Raw genomic sequence first — 22,124 nt, 5'->3', positions numbered from 1 at the left:
GGGTGCGGCTGCGGCTGCGGCATGAGCGCTCATTCAGGGCCGGAGCGGCCGGTTCACGGAGCCGGGTAGAGCGTGGTCATCCAGCCGTGTGTGTCGGCGAAGGTGCCGCGCTGCAGACCGGTGAGGGTGTCACGGAGAGCCTGCGTCACCTCTCCCGTGGTGCCGTCGCCGATCAGGTAGTCGTCGGTGTCGCTCTGAACCCGACCGACGGGAGTGATCACGGCAGCGGTACCGCAGGCGAAGACCTCGGTGATGTCGCCGTTCTTGACCCCCTCGCGCAGTTCCTCGGTCGAGATGCGGCGCTCGTCCACCTTGTAACCCGCGTCGGCGGCGAGGGTGAGCAGTGAGTCGCGGGTGATGCCCGGAAGCAGCGAGCCGCTGAGCTCCGGCGTCACCAGCTGTGCGTCCGACCCCGAGCCGAAGACGAAGAACAGGTTCATGCCGCCCATCTCCTCGATGAAGCGGTGCTCGATGGCGTCGAGCCACACCACCTGGTCGCACCCCTTGTCGGCGGCCTGCGCCTGCGCCAGCAGCGACGCGGCGTAGTTGCCGCCGAACTTCGCATCACCGGTACCTCCCGGGGAGGCCCGCACGTACTCGGTGCACAGATAGACGCTGACCGGCTTCACGCCGCCCTTGAAGTAAGCGCCGGCGGGCGATGCGATCAGCGAGTAGCTGTACTTGTCGGCCGGCCGGACGCCGAGGCTCGCCTCGGTCGCGATCATGAACGGGCGCAGATAGAGGGACTCCTCGCCGCCCGCGCCGGGAACCCACGCGTGGTCGGCGGCCAGCAACGCCCGCAGCGATCCGACGAAGTCCTCCACCGGCAGCTCCGGCATCGCGAGGCGCCGTGCCGACCGGTTGAACCGTTCGGCATTGGCCTCCGGCCGGAAGGCGGCGATGGAGCCGTCGGGCTGGCGGTACGCCTTCAGCCCCTCGAAGATCTCCTGCGCGTAGTGCAGGACCATCGCAGCCGGGTCCAGAGCGAGCGGCCCGTACGGGGTCACCCGTGCGCCGTGCCATCCACGATCGCGGTCGAAGTCTACGGTCACCATGTTGTCGGTGAAGTAGTTGCCGAAGCCCGGCGCGGCGAGGATCTCGGCGCGTCGATTCTCCGACACCGGATGCGGATGCTCGGTGCGGGTGAACTCCAAGGTCATGCGGTCATGGTACCGCCGACCCGCAAGGGAGTTTCCCGGCACCGGCGGGATGCGCCGGTCAGACGTGACTCTCCACGAACGGCGGCAGAACGACCTCGCAGGTCAGGGCCCGCCCGCGGACATCGACCACCACTTCATCGCCCTTCTTGACGCCGGAGGCGGTGTCGATGAACGCCAGGGCGATGCCCTGCTTGAGGGTCGGAGAGAACGTGCCCGACGTGCACACACCGATCTGCTCACCGCCGGCCTCGACATGCACCGTGCAGTCCGCGCGCGGCACCCCGCGGCCGGTGGCCTTCAGCCCGTACAGGCGTCGGGCCGGGCCCGCGGCGCGTTCGGCCACCAGCGCCTCGCGGCCGAAGAACGACGGCTTGTCCCAGCCGACGGCCCACGACGACCGCGCCTGCACCGGGGTGATGTCGACGGTCAGTTCGTGTCCGTGCAGCGCGTACCCCATCTCGGTGCGGAGCGTGTCACGCGCACCGAGCCCCGCGGGCTGACCGCCGCGCGCAGTCACCTCGGCGAGCAGAGCGTCGAAGACCGCACCCGCGTCGTCCCACCGGGGCAGCACCTCGTACCCGTGCTCGCCGGTGTAGCCCGACCGGCACACCCGGATCTCCAGTTCGGCTCCGCCCAGCACGATCCGAGCGTCTCGGTAGGCCATGTACTCCATGTCGGTCGGCAGGTCGAGCGCGGCGAGCACGTCGGCCGACTGCGGGCCCTGGACTGCGAAGACCGCGTAGTCGCGATGCTGATCGGTGATCTCGATCCCTTCGGGGGCGACCGCTCGCAGTGCCTCCACGACGGCTGCCGTATTGGCTGCATTCGGCACCAGGAACACCTCGTCGTCGCCGGCCAGGTAGGCGATCAGATCGTCGATCACGCCGCCGCGCTCGTTGCAGCACAGTGTGTACTGGGCCTTCCCGGGCTCGATCTTGCCGAGATCGTTGGTCAGGGTCGTGTTCACGAATCCGGCGGCTCCCGGGCCCGCCACGAGCGCCTTGCCGAGGTGACTGACGTCGAAGATGCCGACGGTGCTGCGGACGGCGTTGTGCTCGGCGACGGTGCCTGCATACGAGACGGGCATGTTCCATCCGCCGAACTCGGCGAAGGAGGCGCCCAGGGCGGTGTGACGATCGGCGATCGGGCCTGCGAGCAGTTCAGTCATGGCGCTAACGGTATCGCCCCGACCCGGGCGGTTCCCACCCGAGGTTCAGCCGCTCGGCGGTGCCGGTGTGGCAGAGTTGAAAGGCGTGAGCGCCAACCACTTCTCCGACCGTGTCCGCGGTCCCCGCATCGACCTGACCACTGCCCTTTCCTCCGACGACGACGTGCTCGTCGTCGGCCTCGTCGCCGGTTCCGGCGACGGCGGCACCGAGGAGCCGACACTGCTGCTCGTCGAGGACTTCCTCGACGACGAGCCCGCCGACCAGATCAGCGCGGCGCTGTCGGCTCTGGGCGCCAAGGGGTCGGTCGGCGAGATCACGCGGATCCCGGCACCGCAATCGCTGCCGGTCGGCGTGGTGGTCGCGGTCGGGCTGGGAACAGAGGTGGACGATCCGGAGACCATCCGACAGGCCGCAGGGAACGCCGTACGCGCACTGGACGGATTCGACCGCGTCGTGAGCACCCTCTCGGCCGCCGACCTCGGTGCGGCGGCGGAGGGTTCGTACCTGGGCGCGTATCGCTTCGACGAACTGCGCAGCGAGAAGTCACGCCCCTCCGAGCAGCCGCCCTCCGCCGTGTCACTCGCGGTACCCGCGAAGAGCAAGCAGGCCAAGGTCGAACTCGACCACGCGCTGATCGTCGCCGATTCCGTCGCGATCGCCCGCGACTTCGTCAACACCCCGCCGAACGTCCTCTACCCCGCCGAGTTCGCCGAGCGCGCGCGCATCCTCGGCAGCAAGGCCGGCCTCCGGGTGGAGATCCTCGACGACGTGGAACTGGCCAAGGCCGGCTACGGCGGCATCGTCGGCGTGGGACAGGGATCCTCGCGCAAGCCCCGCCTGGTGCGCCTGACCCACGAGGCCAAGGGCGCCGAGCGCACCGTCGCGCTCGTCGGCAAGGGCATCACCTTCGACACCGGCGGCATCTCCATCAAACCCGCCGCCGGGATGGACCACATGACCTCGGACATGGGCGGTGCGGCGGCGGTCATCGCCTCCACGATCGCCGCTGCACGCCTGGACGTGCCGGTCACGGTCATCGCGACGGTGCCGATGGCCGAGAACATGCCCTCGTCGACCGCGCAGCGTCCCGGCGACGTCCTCACCCAGTACGGCGGCACCACGGTCGAGGTCCTCAACACCGACGCGGAGGGCCGGCTGATCCTGGCGGACGCCATCGTCCGCGCCTGCGAGGACGAGCCGGACTTCCTCATCGACACGGCCACCCTGACCGGCGCACAGATGGTGGCGCTGGGCACCCGGACTCCCGGTGTGCTCGGCACGGACGACTTCCGGGACCGCGTCGCCGCCATCTCCCAGTCGGTCGGCGAGCACGGCTGGCCGATGCCGATGCCTGCGGAACTCCGCAGCGACCTGAATTCACGGATCGCCGATCTCGCCAACGTCACCAACCACCGCTGGGGAGGCATGCTGTCGGCCGCGATGTTCCTGCGGGAGTTCGTCGCCGAGGGGCTCGACTGGGCGCATATCGACGTCGCCGGCCCGGCGTTCAACACCGGTGGCCCGTGGGGCTACACCGGTAAGGGCGGCACCGGCGTACCCGTCCGGACCATCATCGCGGTCATCGAGGACATCGCCGGCGGACAGTGACGCGCACCGCACTCCGGCGTTCAGCGGACTCACGCGGAGCCGAGATCGTTTGGGAGTAGGCTGAGTCACGGGCGTCGACCCATCCGGCCGACATCACGCGAACCTGCACACGCCGCTGGAGCGCGCCGACCCGCATCGACCGATCGACCGAACAGCACAGTTCACGAAATTGTTAGGGAGTCACACGCAAATGGCCTTCTCTGTCGAGATGCCCGCACTGGGCGAGAGCGTCACCGAGGGAACCGTCACCCAATGGCTGAAGCAGGAAGGCGACACCGTAGCGGTCGACGAGCCCCTGCTCGAAGTCTCCACCGACAAGGTCGACACCGAGATCCCGTCGCCCGTCGCGGGTGTGCTGGTCAAGATCGTCGCCGCTGAGGACGACGTCGTCGAGGTGGGCGGACAGCTGGCGCTGATCGGAGAGGCCGGCGAGTCGGCGTCCGATGACGCGGCCGCGCCCGAACCCGCCGCCGCTCCCGAGCCGGAACCCGAACCCGAGCCCGCCGCACCCGCTGCCTCCGCTCCGGCCGCCGAGAGCCCCGCGACCGAGGCGCCGGCCGCGTCGACTCCCGCGGCCTCGGCATCCGGCGTCGACGTCCTCATGCCCGAACTGGGCGAGAGCGTCACCGAGGGCACGGTGACCAACTGGCTCAAGCAGGTCGGCGACACGGTCGCGGTCGACGAACCGCTGGTCGAGGTGTCCACCGACAAGGTCGACACCGAGATCCCGTCGCCGACGGCTGGTGTGCTTCTCGAGATCGTCGCCGACACCGACGAGATCGTCGAGGTCGGCGGCAAGCTGGCCGTCATCGGCGACCCGAGTGCCGCATCGGCGGCCCCCGCGGCTCCGGCTCCCGCTCCCGCGGCTGCGGCTCCCGCGCCGGCCGCTCCCCCGACGCCCGAGCCCGCCGCTCCGGCACCTGAACCCGCACCCGCGGCCACCGCACCCGCTCCGACTCCCGCTGCCGCCGACGGAGATCTGCAGTCCACTCCGTACGTGACGCCGCTCGTGCGGAAGCTGGCCGCGGAGAACGGAATCGACCTGGCGACCGTCAAGGGCACCGGCGTCGGCGGACGCATCCGCAAGCAGGACGTGCTGGCCGCGGCCGAGGCCAAGAAGGCGCCTGCCGCCCCCGCCGCGGCTCCGGCCGCAACACCGTCGGCGCCGACACCGGCCGCCGCACCCGCCGCGGCGAGCCCCGAATTGGCTGCACTGCGCGGAACGACGCAGAAGATCAACCGCATCCGGCAGATCACCGCGGCCAAGACGCGCGAGTCGCTGCAGACCAGCGCGCAGCTCACGCAGGTCCACGAGGTCGACATGACCCGCATCGCGGCACTGCGCACCGCGGCGAAGTCCTCGTTCAAGGCAGCCGAGGGCGTCAACCTGACCTTCCTGCCGTTCTTCGCCAAGGCCGTCGTCGAGGCACTGAAGGTGCATCCGAACGTCAACGCCTCGATCAACGAAGAGGCCAAGGAGATCACGTACCACGCCGACGTGCATCTGGGCATCGCCGTCGACACCGAGCAGGGCCTCCTGTCGCCGGTGATCCACAACGCCGACGACCTCTCGCTGGCCGGCCTCGCTCGCGCGATCGCCGACATCGCCGCACGGGCCCGTTCCGGCGGGCTCAAGCCCGACGAGCTGGCCGGCGGCACGTTCACGATCACGAACATCGGCAGCCAGGGCGCTCTGTTCGACACCCCGATCCTGGTCCCGCCGCAGGCGGCCATGCTCGGCACCGGCGCGATCGTCAAGCGCCCCGTGGTTCTCACCGGCGACGACGGCACCGAGTCGATCGCCGCACGGTCGATGGCCTACCTACCGCTGACCTACGACCACCGGCTCATCGACGGTGCGGACGCCGGCCGGTTCCTCACCACGGTCCGTCACCGTCTCGAGGCCGCGGAGTTCGCCGCCGACCTGGGGCTGTAAGCACCCGGATATGCGAATCGCGGTCGCGGGAAGTCACGGGCTGATCGGTTCGGCCCTCGTTCCCGCGCTGACGCAGGCGGGGCACGACGTCCACACTCTGGTGCGTCGTGCCCCGACCGGTCCGCGGGAGATCGGTTGGGAACCCGAGCGGTCCGAACTGCCGGCCGACGCCCTGCGCGGCTTCGACGCGGTCATCGCCCTCGGCGGCGAGAACATCGGAGCCCACCGATGGAGCGGCCAGGTGAAGCAGCGGCTCCGCAATTCGCGGATCATCCCGACCACCGTCCTGGCCGACGCCGTCGCCGAGTCCGGCGTCGGAGTGTTCCTCAACGCCAGTGCCTCCGGTTTCTACGGAGACACCGGTGAGACCGCGGCGGACGAGACGTCGCCGCACGGCTCCGGCTTCCTGGCCGACCTGGTGGTCGACTGGGAGAAGGCCACCGAGCCCGCACAGGCCTCGGCGCGCGTGGTCACGCTCCGCACGGCGCCCGTGCTCTCCCGGCGCGGCGGCATCCTCGCGCGGCTCCGACCGCTCTACCGTTTCGGCCTCGGCGCCCGTATCGGCGACGGCAGGCAGTGGTTCTCGTGGATCAGCCTGCCCGACGAGATCGCCGCGATCACGCACGTGCTCGGCGACGATTCGATCGTCGGTCCGGTCAATCTGACCGCGCCCGGACCGGTACGCTTCGCCGATTTCTCCGCCGAGCTCGCACGAGCCGTCCACCGCCCCGCGGTGCTGCGCGTGCCCGCCGCGCTCGCGCGCAAGGCGGGCGGAGAGATGGTCGAGGAGATGGTCCTGACGTCCTCGCGCGTGGTTCCCGCGCTGCTCACCGACCGCGGCTTCACCTTCACCCACCCTCATCTGACATCTGCACTGGAGTACTGCTGTGCGTAACGCATCGTCGCGAGCCGACGGAGCACCGATCGAAGTCCGCCGCCTCGGCGTCGTCGACTACACCGAGGCCTACGAGCTGCAACACCGCCTGGCCGAGCAACGCGCCACCGGCGAGCTCGACCACGACCTGCTGCTGTTGCTCGAACATCCGTCGGTCTACACGGCGGGCAAACGGACCGAGGACTCCGACCGTCCGGTCAACGGCGCCCGGGTGATCGACGTCGACCGCGGCGGCCGCATCACCTGGCACGGTCCCGGCCAGCTCGTCGGGTATCCCATCGTCAAGCTCGCCGAACCCCTCGATGTGGTCGACTACGTCCGCCGTCTCGAAGAGGCGCTGATCGGCGTGGCGGCACGGCAGGGTCTGGCCACCGGCCGCGTGGACGGGCGCTCCGGCGTGTGGCTGCGCGACGCCGCCGGGGAGCGCAAGCTCGCCCAGATCGGCATCCGCGTCGCCAAGGGCGTCACCCTTCACGGGTTCGCCCTCAACGTGAACCCCGACATGTCCGTGTTCGACGCGATCGTCCCGTGCGGCATCGCGGACGCGGGGGTGACCTCGCTGAGCCAGGAGACCGGCACCGCCGTGACCGTCGACGACGTGCTCGACGACGTCGTCGAACTGGTCCAGAAGTGCCTGGACGACCCGGCCGGACCCGGCTCGGATACGGCAGGCGCCCCGGCTGAGGCCGGTCGGCCCACCGCACCCACGAGCGTAGGATCGGCACAGTGACCACCACCCCCGCCCAACCCGCCTCACCGAGTCCCGCCGACGCTCCCGCCGGACGCAAGCTCCTGCGTCTGGAGGTGCGCAACGCGCAGACTCCCATCGAGCGCAAGCCGAAGTGGATCAAGACGCGTGCCACGATGGGACCGGAGTACACCGAGCTCAAGGGACTGGTGCGCAGCGAGGGGCTCCACACGGTGTGTGAGGAGGCCGGCTGCCCGAACATCTACGAGTGCTGGGAGGACCGCGAGGCCACCTTCCTGATCGGCGGAGAGCAGTGCACCCGTCGCTGCGACTTCTGCCAGATCGACACCGGCAAGCCCGCCGCACTCGACCGCGACGAACCGCGCCGCGTGGCCGAGTCCGTCCGGTCGATGGGGCTGCGCTACTCCACCATCACCGGCGTCGCCCGCGACGATCTCCCCGACGAGGGAGCGTGGCTGTACGCCGAGACCGTTCGCAAGATCCACGAACTCAATCCCGGCACCGGCGTCGAGAATCTGATCCCCGACTTCCACGCGAAGCCCGACCTGCTCGACGAGGTCTTCGCCTCCCGTCCCGAGGTGCTGGCTCACAATCTCGAGACCGTTCCCCGCATCTTCAAGAGCATCAGGCCCGCCTTCCGGTACGAACGCTCCCTGGAGGTGCTGACCCGTGCCCGCGACTACGGCCTCGTGACCAAGTCGAACCTCATCCTCGGCATGGGAGAGACACCGGACGAGGTGCGAGAGGCTCTGCGCGACCTCCACGACGCCGGCTGCGACATCGTCACCATCACCCAGTACCTGCGACCGTCGGTGCGGCATCATCCCGTCGAACGGTGGGTCAAGCCCGAGGAGTTCGTGGAGCACTCGCAGTACGCCGAGGAGATCGGATTCGCCGGGGTGATGGCCGGTCCGCTGGTGCGGTCGTCGTATCGCGCAGGCCGGCTGTACGCCCAGGCGATGGCCCGTCACGGCCGTGAGCTGCCGCCGGAACTGGCCCATCTGGCCAAGGAGGGCAGCGCCGCTCAGGAGGCCTCTTCGGTCCTCGCCCGCACCGTGCGCTGAGGCCCGCCCACTGCCGAATCGACCGGCCGGAACATGTGTTCCGGCCGGTCGATTCCGTTGTGCGGGCCGCGCTACCCGAGCGCCGTCGACACTGCGTCGGCGCGCTCGGTGTGCACCGTAGACTGGCACTCATGGCTAAGGCGCAAGACAAGTCGAGCAAAGAGGCGAAGCAGGCTGCTAAGGCAGCTCGCAAAGCGGCGAGCAGGGAACGGCGGCAGCAGATCTGGCAGGCGTTCCAGATGCAGCGGAAAGAGGACAAGGCCCTCATCCCGCTGATGGTCGCCACCGTCCTGGGCACCACGCTGGTCTTCGGCCTGCTCGGCCAGTTCGTCTTCCACAATCTCTGGATCACCCTGCCGCTCGGCGTCATCCTCGGCGCGCTGCTCGCCTTCGTTCTGTTCGGCCGGCGCGTTCAGCGGAGCGTCTACAAGAAGGCCGAGGGCCAGCCGGGCGCCGCGGGCTGGGCTCTGAGCAACATCCGTGGGCAGTGGCGGGTACAGCAGGCCGTCACCGGCACCTCGCATCTCGACGCGGTGCACCGCGTCATCGGCAAGCCCGGCGTCATCCTGGTCGGTGAGGGCTCCCCCACTCGCGTCAAGCCGCTGCTGGCGCAGGAGAAGAAGAAGGCCGCCCGCGTGGTCGGCGACACCCCGATCTACGAGATCCTCGTCGGCGACGGCGACGGCCAGGTGCCGCTGTCGAAGCTGGAACGCCACATCCGCAAACTCCCGAGCAACATCGACCGCAAGCGGATGGACGCGCTCGAGGGCCGACTGTCCGCGCTCAAGGCGAAGGGCGGCGCCGGCGCCGCCATGCCCAAGGGCCCGATGCCGCAGGGCGCCAAGATGCGCAGCGTCAGCCGCACCACCCGTCGCCGCGGGGCCTGAACCTCCCGGCCGGTGGAACACCGCCCTACCGCCCGCATCGCGCTCGTGCGAATGTCGGGCGATTCCGACTCGAACGAGGAGCTTTGACATGACCGATCTGAACCGTTACGGCCCCTGGGCATTGATCGTCGGAGCCTCCGAGGGAGTCGGTTCCGCGTTCGCCCGGCGCCTGGCCGCCGACGGGTTCGGAGTCGTGCTCGCCGCCCGCAACGCCGAGCGTCTGGAGGCGGTGGCCGGCGAGGTGCAGGCGCTCGGCGCACCTTCGCGCACGGTCGCTCTGGACATCCTCGACGAGGACGCCGCCGAACGGCTGATCGACGCGACCGCCGACCTCGAGATCGGGCTCCTGGTGATGAACGCCGGCGCCAACACGTACGGGCACTCGTTCGTCGACGGCGACCTCGCGCGCCACAACGAGGTGGTCACGCTCAACGTCCTGCGCCAGCTGCCGCTCCTGCACCACTACACGCGGGCGATGGTGGAGCGCGGCCGGGGCGGAGTCATCACCACCGGATCGGTCGCCGGCTACACGGGCTCACCGCGCGAAGGCGCCTACGCCGCGTCGAAGGCCTTCCTCCGGGTCTTCACCGAAGGTCTCTGGGTGGAGTGCAAGCCGAAGAACGTGGACGTGGTGCACCTGGTGCTCGGACTCACCCGGACCCCCGCGATGGAGCGCCGCGGCCTGAACTTCGACAACCCCGGCATCCCGGTGTCCGAGCCCGACGATGTCGCCGCCGAGGGTCTGGCCCATCTGGCCGACGGCCCGGTCTGGATCACCGAAAACAATGTGAGGTCGGTTCAGCGGCAGTCGGGGCCCGATCGCGCCGCGATCGTTCAGGCGTCCGCCGACGTGATCGCGAAGGTGGTCGGTCAGCGGTGATGCGCATCGGACTCGGTCTGCCCGTCGTCACCGCCTACCCGCCGACCACTCAGGACTGGGAGAAGGGTGCGGGCATCGCTGAGATCGCGACGGCCGCCCGTGTGGCCGACGCCCTCGGCTTCCACCACCTCACCTGCAGCGAACACGTCGCGGTGCCGGACGAGGTGGCCGCGGTCCGGGGCGGCGTGTACTGGGATCCGCTCGCGACCTTCGGGTACCTCGCGGCCATCACCCGCCAGATCCGCTTCGCGACCAGCGTGCTGGTTCTCGGCTATCACCATCCGCTCGAAGTCGCCAAGCGCTACGGCACCCTCGACCAGGTCTCCGGCGGACGGCTCGTCCTCGGCGTCGGCGTCGGGAGTCTGCAGGAGGAGTTCGAGCTGCTGGGCGCCGAGTTCGACGGCCGCGGCGCCCGCGCCGACGACGCGCTGGCCGCGATCCGGTCGGCGTTCCCGACCGGCACGCCGTCGCACACCGGCCCGTACTACTCCTACGGCGGCGTGACGGTGGAGCCGCACGCTGTGCAGGACCGGGTGCCCGTGTGGGTCGGCGGCCGGAGCGGTCGCGCCCTGCGCCGCGCCGTGGAACTCGGCGACGGGTTCAGCCCGTTCGCCCTGTCGCCCGACGAGGTCGCCACCATGCTGTCGCGCGTCGAGACCCCGGAGGGATTCGACGTGGTGCTGCCCAGCGGTCCGGTGGACCCGCTCGGCGATCCGGACGGGGTCCGGAGCCGTCTCGACTCGCTGCAGGCGGCCGGCGCGACGATCGTGACAGCATCCATCGCCGCCACCGGTCTGGATCACTACACCGACCAGCTCGACGCACTCCACTCCCTCGCCCGTGCGCAGGGCGCCGTGTTCAGCCCCGCGGCGGAGGGCCCCCGATGAATGTCGACGAGCGGCTCGAGGCTCTCGAGACCCGGCTGCGCCTCGTGGAGGACAGGCTCGCGATCACCGATCTCGTCTACCGCTACGGTCCCGCGATCGACACCGGGTCGGTCGACGACGTGCTCGCTCTCTTCACCGAGGACGGCGTGTACGACGTCGACACCGGCAGGCTCTCCGGTGCGCAGGAGATCGCGGACATGGTGACCGGCGATCCGCACCAGGGGCTCATCCACCGCGGCTGCAGTCACGTGATGAGCGCGCCGCAGATCCGGATCGACGGCGACCGTGCGAGCGTCGTCAGCTACTCGCAGCTGCTCCTGCGCGACCCCGCCAGGGACACCTTCACCGTGCTGCGTGCGACGGTCAATCACTGGGCGCTCACCCGCACCCCCGACGGGTGGCGGGTGGCCCAGCGCACCGCACGCAAGGTCGACGGATCCGACGAGGTGCGCGCGCTGCTCGCCTCCCACGGCCTCGACCGGACGTCAGAGAGCAGCTGAGTCGCCGAGCGGCTCATCCGCACCGAGCCGGAAGTGCGACCGGTCGGGCCGGGCGAGCATCCTCGACAGCGTCGCGCGGTCGAACGGCCACAGGTCCACCGCACCGGACTCGGTGAGGTACCAGGAATCGCATCCGCCTGTCTTCCACACCGTGGTCTCCGACGCCGCCGCCACCTGGGCGTTGAACTCGGCCGTCGCCTCCTCGGTGACCTCTATCCGGTCCACCTCTCCGTTCCGGAACAGGTCGAACCACTGCGCCAGGTACCGTGCGGTCTTCTCGGCCGTGTACTGCAGGGAGATCGAGCCGGTCGGTGAGTTGGGTCCAAGGACGGTGAACAGGTTGGGGAAGCCCGGGATCGCCGTCATCCGGTACGCCCGCGGACCGTCCCGCCACGCCTCGTCGATCGTGAGTCCGCCGCGGCCGACCACCGTCATCGGGCGCATGTAGTCGTGCGCGCGGAAGCCGGTCGCCAGAATGATCACGTCCACCTCGTGGAGCCGCCCGTCGGCGGTCACGATCCCCTCCGGCCGGACCTCGGTGATGGACTCGGTCACGAGGTCGGCGTTGCCGGCGGTGATCGCACGGTAGTAGGTGCCCGACACCACCTGCCGCTTGCACAGCGGCTGGTAGTCGGGCGTCAGGTCGGCCCGCAAGTCGCTGTCGCGGACTTGCGCGCGCAGCGACAGCCGCGCGTAGGCCTGAACGGCTCGGCGGCGCCACGTGTCTTTGCGGACGATGTCGGCCAGAATTCCCGACCCCCACAGCAGGCCTCGGTACAGCGCGTGATGCAGGCGCGGCGACGCGGCCAGGACGGTGTCCGCGAAGGGCAACTGCGGCAACGACATCGGCGCCCAGAGGATCCACTGCGGGGTCCGGGTGAAGTGGAGCAGTTCCCGGGCTTCCGGCTGTAGCGCGGAGACCACCTGCACGCCGGTGGAGCCGGTGCCGATCACCGCGATCCGCTGTCCTGAGGTGCGCACGTCGTCGTCCCAACGCGCGGTGTGCACCACCGGTCCCGCGAAGCTGTGGAGCCCGGGGATGTCGGGGATCGACGGGTTGTGCAGCACCCCGGTGGCGCAGACGACGAAGTCGGCGTCCACCGTCTCCCCGTCAGCGAGAGTGACCGTCCACCGACCGGTGGCGTCGTCGAAGACGCTGCTGACGACCTCGGCGTTCAGCCGGATCCGGTCGCTCAAGCCCAGGCGTTCGACGACGTCCCGGTGATACCGCTGGATCTCCGGACCACTGGCCCAGATCTTGGGCCAATCGGGTTTGGGTGCGAATCCGAACTGGTAGAGCTGCGAGGGCACGTCGCACGTGAGACCCGGGTAGTGGTTCCAATGCCATACCCCGCCGACGTCGTCGCCCTTCTCGTAGACGGTGAAGTCGGTGAACCCGGCCTCCTGCAGGACATGTGCCGTGGTGATGCCGGCTATCCCCGCACCGATGACGACGATCCGCGGCGATCGGCGGGCCGTCACAGCGCGGCCCGAGTCTCAAGAGCCCGGGCGACGGCCTCGGCCACGGTCGATCGCGCGGCGTCGAATGCGCGCTCCCGGTGATCCCGGTTCATGAAGTTCCATCCGAGACCGGCCATGTCTGCCGCACCGGGGGCGATGTGGACCACCTCGGTCCCGCGTCGACGGACGGTTGCGATCTCGGCGTCGAGCACGGCCGACATCGGCCGCCGGAGAAGAGCTCGTTCGGCGAGTCCGCCGATTCCGGGGGCCCGCACGGACGGCGCCGACGCCATCGGGGTGATCAGGTAGATCAGATCCGCTTCGTCTCGCGCGACCAGATCCACCGAGGCGGTGGACGCGGCCCCGCCGTCGACGTACTCGCGGCCCTCGATCGCCACCGGGGGCATCCATCCGGGAATCGCCCACGAGGCGCGCAGCGCCTCGCCTGCGCCGGCCTTCGGTGCACCCGGAGCACCGAACGCGACGCGCGCGCCGTCGTCCACGCGGTACGCGACCATGCGCGCGCCGGGATGCGGCAGTCGGCCGTAGTCCGCGGTCACCGCGTCCGCGAGTCGCTGAAGCCAGGAGGCATCACCGCGCCCGCGGGGAGCGATGCCGGTCAGCGCGGCGTGACCGCCGCGCCTGGTCCACAGCGTCGAGGGTCGAGGTCGCGCCGGACGCGGCAGCGGAGGCAGGCTCGGGGGCGTGGCAGCCGAGTGCGCCCGGAGAATCGGGCTGGTGGCCCGACCGGCCTGCATGTCTGCGAGGTCGGCGGCAGTGAATCCGCCGGCGAGCATCGTCACCATCTCCGCACCGGCGGAGGTGCCCTGCAGCACCGTCGCCTCCGCCGGGTCCCAACCGGTCTGCCGAGTCAGCTCGTCGAGGGCGGCGATCGCCCACGCTCCGCCGATGGTCCCGCCGCATCCGATCACCAGGGCCGTCTTCGTCATCGCGCCCGCACCTCGCTCGTGCCCGCAGAGTCCACTACCGCGCCGTCGACCACCGTGCCGCCGGAGTGGCCGCCCGCCGCGTGATCGCTCGCCTGCCTCGCGATCCGTGCGAGGTACGCCGATCGCTCCGCGGCGTCCAGGGCCAGCGCCTGACCGTGTCCGGCCAGAGTGCGCGCGACGCGTTCCACCGACTCCGGGACGAACAGGTCGGCGATCGACCATCCGGGCAGCACCCATCCGGGGACCGACGTGCGGGCCGCTCGCGTGCGAACCGTGCGGACCACGGCACGGGCGACATCCTGCGGGTCGACGGTGGGAAGCACGCCTCCGAGGTCCGCTCCGGAAGCCAGCTCGGTGCGGACCGCTGCGGGCAGAATCGCGGACACGGTGACGCCCGTGCCGTCGTATTCGCGGCGGGCGGCCAGCGAGGCGCCGTAGGCGGCGAACTTGCTGGCGTTGTACGAGACCATTCCCGGCAGTGGCAGCATTCCGGCCATCGACGCAATGTTGACGATGTGGCCTCTCCCCTCGCCGAGCATCGAAGGCAGGACGGCGCGCATCCCGTTCAGCATGCCCCGGACGTTGACGTCGAGGATCAGATCGGCGGTGGCCTCCGACTCCTCGAGGAACGCGCCCACCGGCATCACACCCGCGTTGTTGACCAGGATGTCGATGCGCCCGCACTCGTCGAGGACCTTCGAGACGAACTCACGCCAGGAGACGGCGTCGGTCACGTCCAGTACCGCCGACCGCGCACCGTCGATGACGCCAGCCGTGTCAGCGGCGACGTCGGCGTCCACGTCCCCGATCCAGACCGTCGCCTCCGCCTCCGCGAACTGTCGGGCGATCTCGGCGCCGATCCCCCGCGCCCCACCGGTGACTACGACGACGGCGCCGGGCGGCTCGATCCGCGGATTCGACCGCGCGTACGACCCCGGAACCAACTCGCTCAGCATCTCGGACAGCCTCACGGCCCACCTTCTCTCGGATCTTGCCATTGGATGATGGCACCGATGATCGTTCAGATACCATCGGTATGTCAATACCTTCGGTATCTGAAATGAGGAGGTCCGATATGGCCAGGATCAGCCGCGCCGACCAGAAGGAGCGGAACCGAGCGGCTCTTCTCGCCACCGCACGCACCCAGTTCCTCGACGCCGGCTACGCGGCGACCAGCCTCGATGCGATCGCCGAGGCGGCGGGCTTCTCGAAGGGCGCGGTGTACTCCAACTTCAAGGACAAGCCGACGCTCTGCCGGGCCGTGCTCGAGGACATCCACGGGGAGAAGCTGAACGAGCTGCGCGGCATCGTCGAACAGAGCACCGACCTGCACGGGATGCTCGACGCTTTCGCAGCGTGGGTGCGCCGCACCATCGGCGACGTGGAGTGGACGATGCTCGAAATGGAGTTCGCGGTGCTCTCACGGCATCATCCGGAACAGAAGGCGATGATCGTCTCCCTGCGTGAGGATGCGCGCGACGCCCTGGCCGGGCTTCTCGAAACCGTTCTCGGAGACTTCTCGCCGCTCATCGACCAGGCGGCGGCGGACACCTCGAATCCGGTGCCCACGCGGGACGAGATCGCCGACCTGATTCTCAGCACCGGAATCGGGCTCGGGATCCAACGAGCCATCGACCCGGCCGTGTCCGTCGAACCCGGCATCGCGTTGATCCGGTCGGCGTTCGGCCGGTGAGTCGACTCAGCGCGTGCGGACGATGGCCGTTCCGGTCGCGCGGTCGTGCATCGCGCGACCGTTGTAGTCGTTGATGAGTGCCGGCACCACGAAGATCAGAATCGCTTGGCGGCCGAGGGCCCGAATCGGCCCGACCGCGGCCCTCGGCGTCTCCCCGCGAGCCTCCGCGGCGCCGCGATCACTGCCCAGATCCACCCGTACCACCCGCGTGCCCGCGATGAACTGCCCCGGGGTGAAGCCGAAGAAGGCCACCGCCAGCACACCGATCACGAACCAGATGATCAACTGCGGCGTCGCCGCCGCACGCATGGTCATCTCCAGACTCGACGCCATCTCCTGAGCCGGCCGCACGCCGACGATCACGATCGCGAGGCCGCCGGCGATCAGCCAGTCGAACAGCAACCCCACCACGCGCAGCCACCCGCCGGCGAGAGCGCCCGGTCCGTCCTGCGGCAACCCGAGATCCTGCCCGCGGTACTCGTTCTCCGTGGCACCCGGGAACTGCGGCCCCGACAGCCACGTACTCGTCGCGCGCGCCACTACTGGGCCCCTCGGGAAACGGTCATGAATACCACGGTCATGAATGCCATGGTAGCCAGCTTCCCCGTGCACCCCAATAACGTGACTCCGACCACACCGCCGTGCGCGCGACGCGGTCTTTCGTAACGCGCCGGCCATCGGTGTAACACGGGGGAAACATTGGTTTAGCGCACGAGCAACGTCATCTCCGTACTCTGGTTGCCGAGATTCGTGCTGCCCTCGCGAGGGTGGCACGGGTTCTGTGTCAGAGAGTTTCTGACCGGATCTTCACCAAGAAGGAGTCAGGCGAACCGTGTACAACACGAACGAGGAACTGCTCGAGGGGATCAAGGCCGAAGGTGTCGAGTACGTCGACATCCGCTTCTGTGACCTGCCGGGAACGATGCAGCACTTCTCCATCCCCGCAGCAGCATTCACCGAGGACGTCTTCGAAGAGGGCCTGGCATTCGACGGTTCGTCGGTTCGCGGCTTCCAGTCGATCGACGAGTCGGACATGATGCTCCTCCCCGACCCGGCCACCGCGCGGATCGACCCGTTCCGCAAGGCGAAGACGATGAACATCAGCTTCTTCGTTCACGACCCGTTCACCCGCGAGGCCTACAGCCGCGATCCCCGCAACGTCGCGCGCAAGGCCGAGGAGTACCTCGCCTCCACCGGCATCGCCGACGCCTGCTTCTTCGGCGCGGAGGCCGAGTTCTACATCTTCGACTCGGTCTCGTTCAGCTCCGAGATGAACTCGACCCACTACGAGGTCGAGTCGGAGTCAGGTTGGTGGAACGCCGCGTCGCCGACCAACCCCGACGGCACCCCGAACAAGGGCTACAAGGTCCGCCAGAAGGGCGGCTACTTCCCCGTCGCCCCGTACGACCACTACGTCGACCTGCGCGACGAGATGTCGACCAACCTGACCAACTCGGGCTTCACCCTCGAGCGCGGCCACCACGAGGTCGGCACCGGCGGCCAGGCGGAGATCAACTACCGCTTCAACACGCTGCTGCACGCCGCGGACGACGTTCAGCTGTTCAAGTACATCATCAAGAACACCGCGTGGCAGAACAACAAGTCGGTCACCTTCATGCCGAAGCCGCTCTTCGGCGACAACGGTTCGGGCATGCACGCTCACCAGTCGCTCTGGAAGGACGGCAAGCCGCTGTTCCACGACGAGTCGGGCTACGCCGGACTGTCGGACATCGCGCGCTACTACATCGGCGGCATCCTGCACCACGCTCCGTCGCTGCTGGCCTTCACCAACCCGACCATCAACTCCTACAAGCGCCTGGTTCCGGGCTACGAGGCTCCGATCAACCTCGTCTACAGCCAGCGCAACCGCAGCGCCTGTGTGCGCATCCCGATCACCGGCAACAACCCGAAGGCCAAGCGCATCGAGTTCCGCTGCCCCGACAGCTCGGGCAACCCGTACCTGGCATTCGCGGCGATGATGATGGCCGGCCTGGACGGCATCAAGAACCGCATCGAGCCGCACGAGCCGGTCGACAAGGACCTCTACGAGCTCCCGCCGGAGGAGGCCAAGGGCATCCCGCAGGCACCGACCTCGCTGTCTGCCGTGATCGATCGCCTCGAGCAGGACCACGACTACCTGACCAACGGCGGCGTCTTCACCGAGGACCTCATCGAGACCTGGATCGCACTCAAGCGCGAGAACGAGATCGAGCCGATCCAGATCCGCCCGCACCCGTACGAGTTCAACCTGTACTACGACTGCTGACGTCTGACCTGCTGCTACGCCTTTTCGGTACGCAGTAGAGCCCGCAGTCCCCTCGACCCGCTCCGCGATCACCTTCCCGATCGCCGAGCGGGTCGACTCGTCTGAGTCCGGCGATGACAGAGCCGATCCACCCGCTCGGGCTCACGTCCATCCGTGACGAGCCCCGTTCCCTCTGCTCGACGAACCGTCGACCGGGCTCGATGTCGCCGCGCATGAACAGTGCCGAGACAGACGTGCGCAGGTGCCCGCGCCGGCCTACCCGATGAGATCGAGCGCCAGGTCTCGCGCTCGGTCGAGTTGCTCCTCGCTTCCGAAGAGTTCGCGGTGGACGTTCGCCGCACACAGGTAGGCGTCGATGCGGAACGCGTCCCCGGCCGGGTCAGCGACCCCCGCCTCTCGCAACTCGGACTCCAGCAGATCGAGCCACTCACGCTTCAACGCACGCACCGCGTCCGCTACGTCACCCTCACGGCGCCCGTACTCGGCCGTACTCGCGACGATGAAGCAGCCGCCGGGGAAGACCGCTGCCCGCAGGTAGGCGACCCAGCAGTCCAACAATGCCCGCAACCGCGGCCTGCCCGGCTCATGTCCCCATGCCGGAGCCACAACCGCCTCCAGATAGATCGCGCGCGCCTCGGCGACAGCAGCCACCTGGATCGCCTCCCTGGTACCGAACACCGTCAGGATCCCGCTCTTACTCAACCCGGTCGCCGCCGCGAGCGACCCGACGCTGATCGAGTCGAGCCCATGGGTGGTGGCGATCTCCGCCGCCTTCCGCGCGACGGTGCGACGCGTGAGATCTCCACGCGCACGGCGCCCGTCGACCTTCGAGTCCGACGTCATGGTCCGAGAATATGCGACCGACTTGACGCGAACCATCGGCGCTACCTACGCTCCACAACAACACGTCCGATCGAACGTATAGTTTGGAGACCCTCCGTGCCCGTCCCCTCCGCAGAGCTCCTGCACGACACCATCGACATCGACGCCACCCCGGAACAGGTCTGGGAACTGATCAGCGACCTGCGCCGCATGCCGCAGTGGAGTCCCCAGGTCGACTCCGTGCGGCTGCGCGAAGGCTTCGACCGGATCGAGCTCGGTGCCGAGTTCACACATCTCAACCATGAAGGCGACCTCAAGTGGACAACCCACAGCACGATCGTGCGGTTCGAGCCTGAGCAGGAGATCGCCTTCCGGATCGAGGAGAACTGGGTCGTCTGGTCGTTCCAGACCACTCCCCTACCCAAGGGCCAGACGCGCCTGAGCCAGCGGCGCGAGACACCGGCCGGCATCTCCGACTACTCACGGGAACTCACCGAGAAGTACCTCGGCGGACAGCAAGCCTTCACTCAGGTCTTGCGCGCCGGAATGCGTCAGACGCTCGAGGCGATCAAGGCCGCCGCCGAACAGTCCGACCGCACCACCTGATCCGAGGCCACCGGCAAGTCGGTTCCCCAGCCTTGTCGCGTGCGATTGTTCGCGCGTGTGCCCGACTGAACGGGTCGTGACCGGTCCCGCGACACCAGCGCTGTTTCTGTGCCTTCCGGCGCGCTGTGCGCGCAACCACCGCCGTCCGCGGTGCTACAACTTACTGCGAGTCCGCCGGTCCCGATCGGCGTCTCCTTCCGGCGCCCTCCCGGCCCCCCGATACCGCAGCGGCTCGCGTCGCTCACGGAAGTGAAAAGAACTCGTATGAAGATCCGTTCCCTGGCAGGTCTGTTCGCCGGCCTGCTCACCCTGACGGCCGCTGCGACCGGTACGACGGTCATGGCCGCGTCCGCGTCCGCCACGGCTCCCTCCCACATCGTGTCGGTGGCCGACGGTGCCACCCCGCAGCACAAAGTGGTCACCGTCTACTCGCAGTCGATGCAGCGCGACATCCCGCTCGACGTCCTGCGGCCCGCCGACACCCGCAAGCCGGCTCCGGTGCTGTACCTGCTCAACGGCGCCGGCGGCGGCGAGGACTCCGCGAGCTGGGCCCTGCGCACCAACTACGTCGAGTTCTTCCGCACCAAGCACGTCAACGTGGTGACCCCGCTCAAGGGCATGTTCTCCTACTACACCGACTGGGAGCGCGACGACGAGGTCCTCGGCAAGCAGAAGTGGCAGACCTTCCTGACGAAGGAGCTTCCTCCCCTGCTCGACAAGAGGTTCAAGACCAGCGGAAAGAACGGCATCGCGGGCATCTCGATGGCGGGCACATCGGTACTGAACCTCGCCATCGCCGCGCCGGCGCTGTACAAGATCACTGCCTCGTACAGCGGCTGCGCTCGCACCAGCGACAAGGTCGGCCAGCAGTACATCCGCACGGTGGTGGAGAGCCGAGGCAAGGCCGACACCCGCAATATGTGGGGACCGTACGACGGCCCCGGCTGGCGCAAGAACGATCCGTACCTCAACGCCGAGAAGCTCCGCGGCACCCAGATCTATCTCTCCTCCAACTCCGGGCTCCCCGGGCAGGACGAGTCGATCGAGCCCGGAAGCACCGCGGCGCAGGGCGTCTCGCTGGCCGACCGGGTGGTTCTCGGCGGCGCCATCGAAGCCGCCACCAACGTCTGCACCCAACAGATGGCGCAACGCCTGGCGCAGCTGAAGATCCCCGCCCGCGTGGAACTGCATCCGCAGGGCACCCACTCGTGGGGCTACTGGGAGCGCGAACTGCACTCGTCCTGGCCGATGATCGCCAAGGCCATCGGAGCCTGACCGGAACCGGGCACCACACGTGCGGGCGGCGGCTCGGAGTCCTGTCGGGGGACTCCGAGCCGCCGCTCTGCGTGAGGTGTGCCACCGACGTTTTCGTGCCACGTCCGGGCCCAGGAACCTATCAGTCCGGGCTGCTAGTGTCGTCGCCCATGAAGCGCAAGTCTCTCCTCCTGGTCCCCGCGGCGGCGGCCCTGCTGGCCGTGGCCGGATGCTCCTCCGACGACACCGCGGGCAGCGCGCAGACCAGCCTCGACGTGACCACGCCCAGTCCGACAATGGACGGCGGGATGTGCCCGGAGGCCGATCCGCCGGCCGACACCAGACCGCAGTGGCAGGTGATGGGTGCGACGGGCAGCGCGGAGATCGCCGCCTCCACCGATACCGCCGGGCCGCTCATCAAGATCACCCCGCCGTTCAGCGTCGATGAGACCCAGGTCAAGACACTGGCACCGGGAACCGGCGACGAGATCACGGACGCCTCCATCGTCAACGTCTGCTACGAGGGCGTCGACGGCCGCGACGGCCAGACCTTCGACAGCTCCTACCAGAAGGGCACGCCCACCCGCCTGCACGCCGACGGCGTGGTTCCGGGTTTCCGCAAAGCGCTCGTCGGACAGCGCGTCGGCGCCTCGGTGGCAGTGGTGATGACCTCCGCCGACGGATACCCCGACGGCAGTCCCGACGGAACCATCAAGCCCGGAGACAGCATCGTGTTCGTCCTCAAGATCATGGCTGCGGAACCGGCCTCGGCGACCGACGGATAGGCTGATCGACCATGAAGCTCAAGGCACTGGTCCTCCTTCCCCTCGCCGCCTCCGCGCTCGCCCTGACCGCGTGCTCGTCCGACGACGGCGACAGCTCGGCCGCCGACACCACGAGCTGCGCGCCGACGCCGCAGAACGTCTCCGGAGCGCCCTCGTGGACCGTCGACGGCGTGCAGGGCAAGGCCGCTTTCACCGTCACCGACGACGCGAAGAACGCTGCGCCGGCGATCACCCTGACCACACCGTTCAAGGTCGACAAGACTCAGGTGAAGACGCTCATCGCGGGAAATGGCTCCGAGGTGACCGACGCGACCACCGTCTCCGTCTGCTACGAGGGGGTCAACGGCACCACGGGTCAGGTCTTCGACAGCGCTTACCAGCGAGGCGAGCCGGCCCAGTTCCCGGCCTCCGGCGTGGTTCCCGGCTTCCGTCAGGCCCTCGTCGGCCAGAAGGTCGGCTCCACCGTCGGCGTGGTGATCCCCTCCGCCGACGGCTATCCCGACGGCAATCCGGGCGCTTCCATCAACAAGGGCGACACCATCGTCTTCGGGCTCAAGATCCTGGAGGCACAGGGCTGAACCGGCCTCGGTCG

At 69.1% G+C, this 22,124-nt stretch carries 22 protein-coding genes; 15 read left to right on the top strand and 7 right to left on the bottom strand.

Annotation, left to right across the window (positions count from 1 at the left end; all coding sequences use genetic code 11):
* Positions 1 to 53: 53 nt before the first annotated feature.
* Both GSI01S_RS04595 and gcvT read right to left on the bottom strand, forming a co-directional pair.
* On the bottom strand, positions 54 to 1,160 hold the full coding sequence (locus GSI01S_RS04595; RefSeq protein WP_006895275.1) for a branched-chain amino acid aminotransferase: 1,107 nt from the start codon (positions 1,158 to 1,160) through the stop codon (positions 54 to 56).
* Between the two features lie 58 nt (positions 1,161 to 1,218).
* The gene (gene gcvT, locus GSI01S_RS04590; protein WP_006895274.1) at positions 1,219 to 2,328 is read right to left on the bottom strand and encodes a glycine cleavage system aminomethyltransferase GcvT; all 1,110 of its coding nucleotides are present in this window, start codon (positions 2,326 to 2,328) and stop codon (positions 1,219 to 1,221) included.
* A gap of 85 nt (positions 2,329 to 2,413) precedes the next feature.
* On the opposite strand from gcvT, the gene GSI01S_RS04585 reads away from it, so the two are divergent.
* The 9 genes from GSI01S_RS04585 to GSI01S_RS04545 all read left to right on the top strand — a co-directional run bounded on the left by GSI01S_RS04585 (position 2,414) and on the right by GSI01S_RS04545 (position 11,695).
* Positions 2,414 to 3,937, top strand: coding sequence for a leucyl aminopeptidase (locus GSI01S_RS04585; RefSeq protein ID WP_039866939.1), 1,524 nt, complete (start codon positions 2,414 to 2,416; stop codon positions 3,935 to 3,937).
* Positions 3,938 to 4,127: 190 nt separating this feature from the next.
* Positions 4,128 to 5,873, top strand: a complete 1,746-nt coding sequence (gene sucB / locus GSI01S_RS04580; protein ID WP_006895272.1) for a 2-oxoglutarate dehydrogenase, E2 component, dihydrolipoamide succinyltransferase — start codon at positions 4,128 to 4,130, stop codon at positions 5,871 to 5,873.
* 10 nt (positions 5,874 to 5,883) lie between these two features.
* Positions 5,884 to 6,768, top strand: a complete 885-nt coding sequence (locus GSI01S_RS04575) for a TIGR01777 family oxidoreductase (RefSeq protein WP_006895271.1) — start codon at positions 5,884 to 5,886, stop codon at positions 6,766 to 6,768.
* The gene (gene lipB / locus GSI01S_RS04570) at positions 6,761 to 7,498 is read left to right on the top strand and encodes a lipoyl(octanoyl) transferase LipB (RefSeq protein WP_006895270.1); all 738 of its coding nucleotides are present in this window, start codon (positions 6,761 to 6,763) and stop codon (positions 7,496 to 7,498) included. Before GSI01S_RS04575 ends, lipB begins: the two co-directional genes overlap by 8 nt.
* Positions 7,495 to 8,541 carry a lipoyl synthase gene (lipA, locus tag GSI01S_RS04565; RefSeq protein ID WP_006895269.1) on the top strand — a complete coding sequence of 349 codons (1,047 nt, stop codon included), beginning with the start codon at positions 7,495 to 7,497 and terminating at the stop codon, positions 8,539 to 8,541. Before lipB ends, lipA begins: the two co-directional genes overlap by 4 nt.
* A gap of 131 nt (positions 8,542 to 8,672) precedes the next feature.
* Positions 8,673 to 9,428 carry a DUF4191 domain-containing protein gene (locus tag GSI01S_RS04560; RefSeq protein WP_006895267.1) on the top strand — a complete coding sequence of 252 codons (756 nt, stop codon included), beginning with the start codon at positions 8,673 to 8,675 and terminating at the stop codon, positions 9,426 to 9,428.
* Positions 9,429 to 9,516: 88 nt separating this feature from the next.
* Positions 9,517 to 10,308: an SDR family NAD(P)-dependent oxidoreductase gene (locus GSI01S_RS04555; RefSeq protein ID WP_006895265.1), complete on the top strand. Its 792-nt coding sequence runs from the start codon at positions 9,517 to 9,519 to the stop codon at positions 10,306 to 10,308.
* Positions 10,308 to 11,195 (top strand): LLM class F420-dependent oxidoreductase, encoded by an 888-nt coding sequence (locus GSI01S_RS04550; RefSeq protein ID WP_006895263.1) that lies wholly within the window; start codon positions 10,308 to 10,310, stop codon positions 11,193 to 11,195. The genes GSI01S_RS04555 and GSI01S_RS04550 overlap by 1 nt, the downstream gene beginning before the upstream one ends.
* A complete protein-coding gene (locus GSI01S_RS04545; RefSeq protein ID WP_039866938.1) occupies positions 11,192 to 11,695 on the top strand; it encodes a nuclear transport factor 2 family protein in 504 nt (167 codons plus the stop codon). Before GSI01S_RS04550 ends, GSI01S_RS04545 begins: the two co-directional genes overlap by 4 nt.
* Here the strand turns inward: GSI01S_RS04545 and GSI01S_RS04540 are convergent.
* Genes GSI01S_RS04540 through GSI01S_RS04530 form a run of 3 tightly spaced genes read right to left on the bottom strand, consistent with a single transcriptional unit; the run spans position 11,681 to position 15,062 of the window.
* A complete protein-coding gene (locus GSI01S_RS04540; RefSeq protein WP_006895261.1) occupies positions 11,681 to 13,177 on the bottom strand; it encodes a flavin-containing monooxygenase in 1,497 nt (498 codons plus the stop codon). The genes GSI01S_RS04545 and GSI01S_RS04540 overlap by 15 nt on opposite strands.
* Positions 13,174 to 14,106, bottom strand: a complete 933-nt coding sequence (locus GSI01S_RS04535; RefSeq protein WP_006895260.1) for a patatin-like phospholipase family protein — start codon at positions 14,104 to 14,106, stop codon at positions 13,174 to 13,176. The genes GSI01S_RS04540 and GSI01S_RS04535 overlap by 4 nt, the downstream gene beginning before the upstream one ends.
* Entirely contained in the window at positions 14,103 to 15,062 is a 960-nt protein-coding gene (locus GSI01S_RS04530) for an SDR family oxidoreductase (RefSeq protein WP_081598073.1), read from the bottom strand. The genes GSI01S_RS04535 and GSI01S_RS04530 overlap by 4 nt, the downstream gene beginning before the upstream one ends.
* A 119-nt stretch (positions 15,063 to 15,181) precedes the next feature.
* On the opposite strand from GSI01S_RS04530, the gene GSI01S_RS04525 reads away from it, so the two are divergent.
* Positions 15,182 to 15,799: a TetR/AcrR family transcriptional regulator gene (locus GSI01S_RS04525; RefSeq protein WP_006895258.1), complete on the top strand. Its 618-nt coding sequence runs from the start codon at positions 15,182 to 15,184 to the stop codon at positions 15,797 to 15,799.
* A 6-nt stretch (positions 15,800 to 15,805) separates the two neighbouring features.
* On the opposite strand, the gene GSI01S_RS04520 is transcribed toward GSI01S_RS04525, so the two are convergent.
* Positions 15,806 to 16,339 (bottom strand): RDD family protein, encoded by a 534-nt coding sequence (locus GSI01S_RS04520; RefSeq protein WP_006895256.1) that lies wholly within the window; start codon positions 16,337 to 16,339, stop codon positions 15,806 to 15,808.
* A gap of 292 nt (positions 16,340 to 16,631) precedes the next feature.
* On the opposite strand from GSI01S_RS04520, the gene glnA reads away from it, so the two are divergent.
* Positions 16,632 to 18,065: a type I glutamate--ammonia ligase gene (gene glnA / locus GSI01S_RS04515; RefSeq protein ID WP_006895255.1), complete on the top strand. Its 1,434-nt coding sequence runs from the start codon at positions 16,632 to 16,634 to the stop codon at positions 18,063 to 18,065.
* 255 nt (positions 18,066 to 18,320) lie between these two features.
* Here glnA and GSI01S_RS04510 read toward each other — a convergent pair whose 3' ends face one another.
* Positions 18,321 to 18,908 carry a TetR/AcrR family transcriptional regulator gene (locus tag GSI01S_RS04510; RefSeq protein ID WP_039866984.1) on the bottom strand — a complete coding sequence of 196 codons (588 nt, stop codon included), beginning with the start codon at positions 18,906 to 18,908 and terminating at the stop codon, positions 18,321 to 18,323.
* 96 nt (positions 18,909 to 19,004) lie between these two features.
* Between GSI01S_RS04510 and GSI01S_RS04505 the strand changes: the two genes are divergently transcribed.
* The 4 genes from GSI01S_RS04505 (at position 19,005) to GSI01S_RS04490 (ending at position 22,110) form a co-directional block, all read left to right on the top strand.
* A complete protein-coding gene (locus GSI01S_RS04505; RefSeq protein ID WP_006895253.1) occupies positions 19,005 to 19,493 on the top strand; it encodes an SRPBCC family protein in 489 nt (162 codons plus the stop codon).
* Positions 19,494 to 19,757: 264 nt separating this feature from the next.
* Complete coding sequence (locus GSI01S_RS04500) at positions 19,758 to 20,768, top strand: alpha/beta hydrolase (RefSeq protein ID WP_006895252.1); 1,011 nt, start codon at positions 19,758 to 19,760, stop codon at positions 20,766 to 20,768.
* 149 nt (positions 20,769 to 20,917) lie between these two features.
* A complete protein-coding gene (locus tag GSI01S_RS04495) occupies positions 20,918 to 21,532 on the top strand; it encodes an FKBP-type peptidyl-prolyl cis-trans isomerase (protein WP_039866935.1) in 615 nt (204 codons plus the stop codon).
* A gap of 11 nt (positions 21,533 to 21,543) precedes the next feature.
* Entirely contained in the window at positions 21,544 to 22,110 is a 567-nt protein-coding gene (locus tag GSI01S_RS04490; protein ID WP_006895250.1) for an FKBP-type peptidyl-prolyl cis-trans isomerase, read from the top strand.
* Positions 22,111 to 22,124 lie beyond the last annotated feature (14 nt).

Source organism: Gordonia sihwensis NBRC 108236, from assembly GCF_000333035.1.
GTDB lineage: Bacteria > Actinomycetota > Actinomycetes > Mycobacteriales > Mycobacteriaceae > Gordonia > Gordonia sihwensis.
The sequence above is the reverse complement of the archived record's forward strand: the minus strand, read 5'-3'. Positions and strand labels throughout refer to the sequence as shown.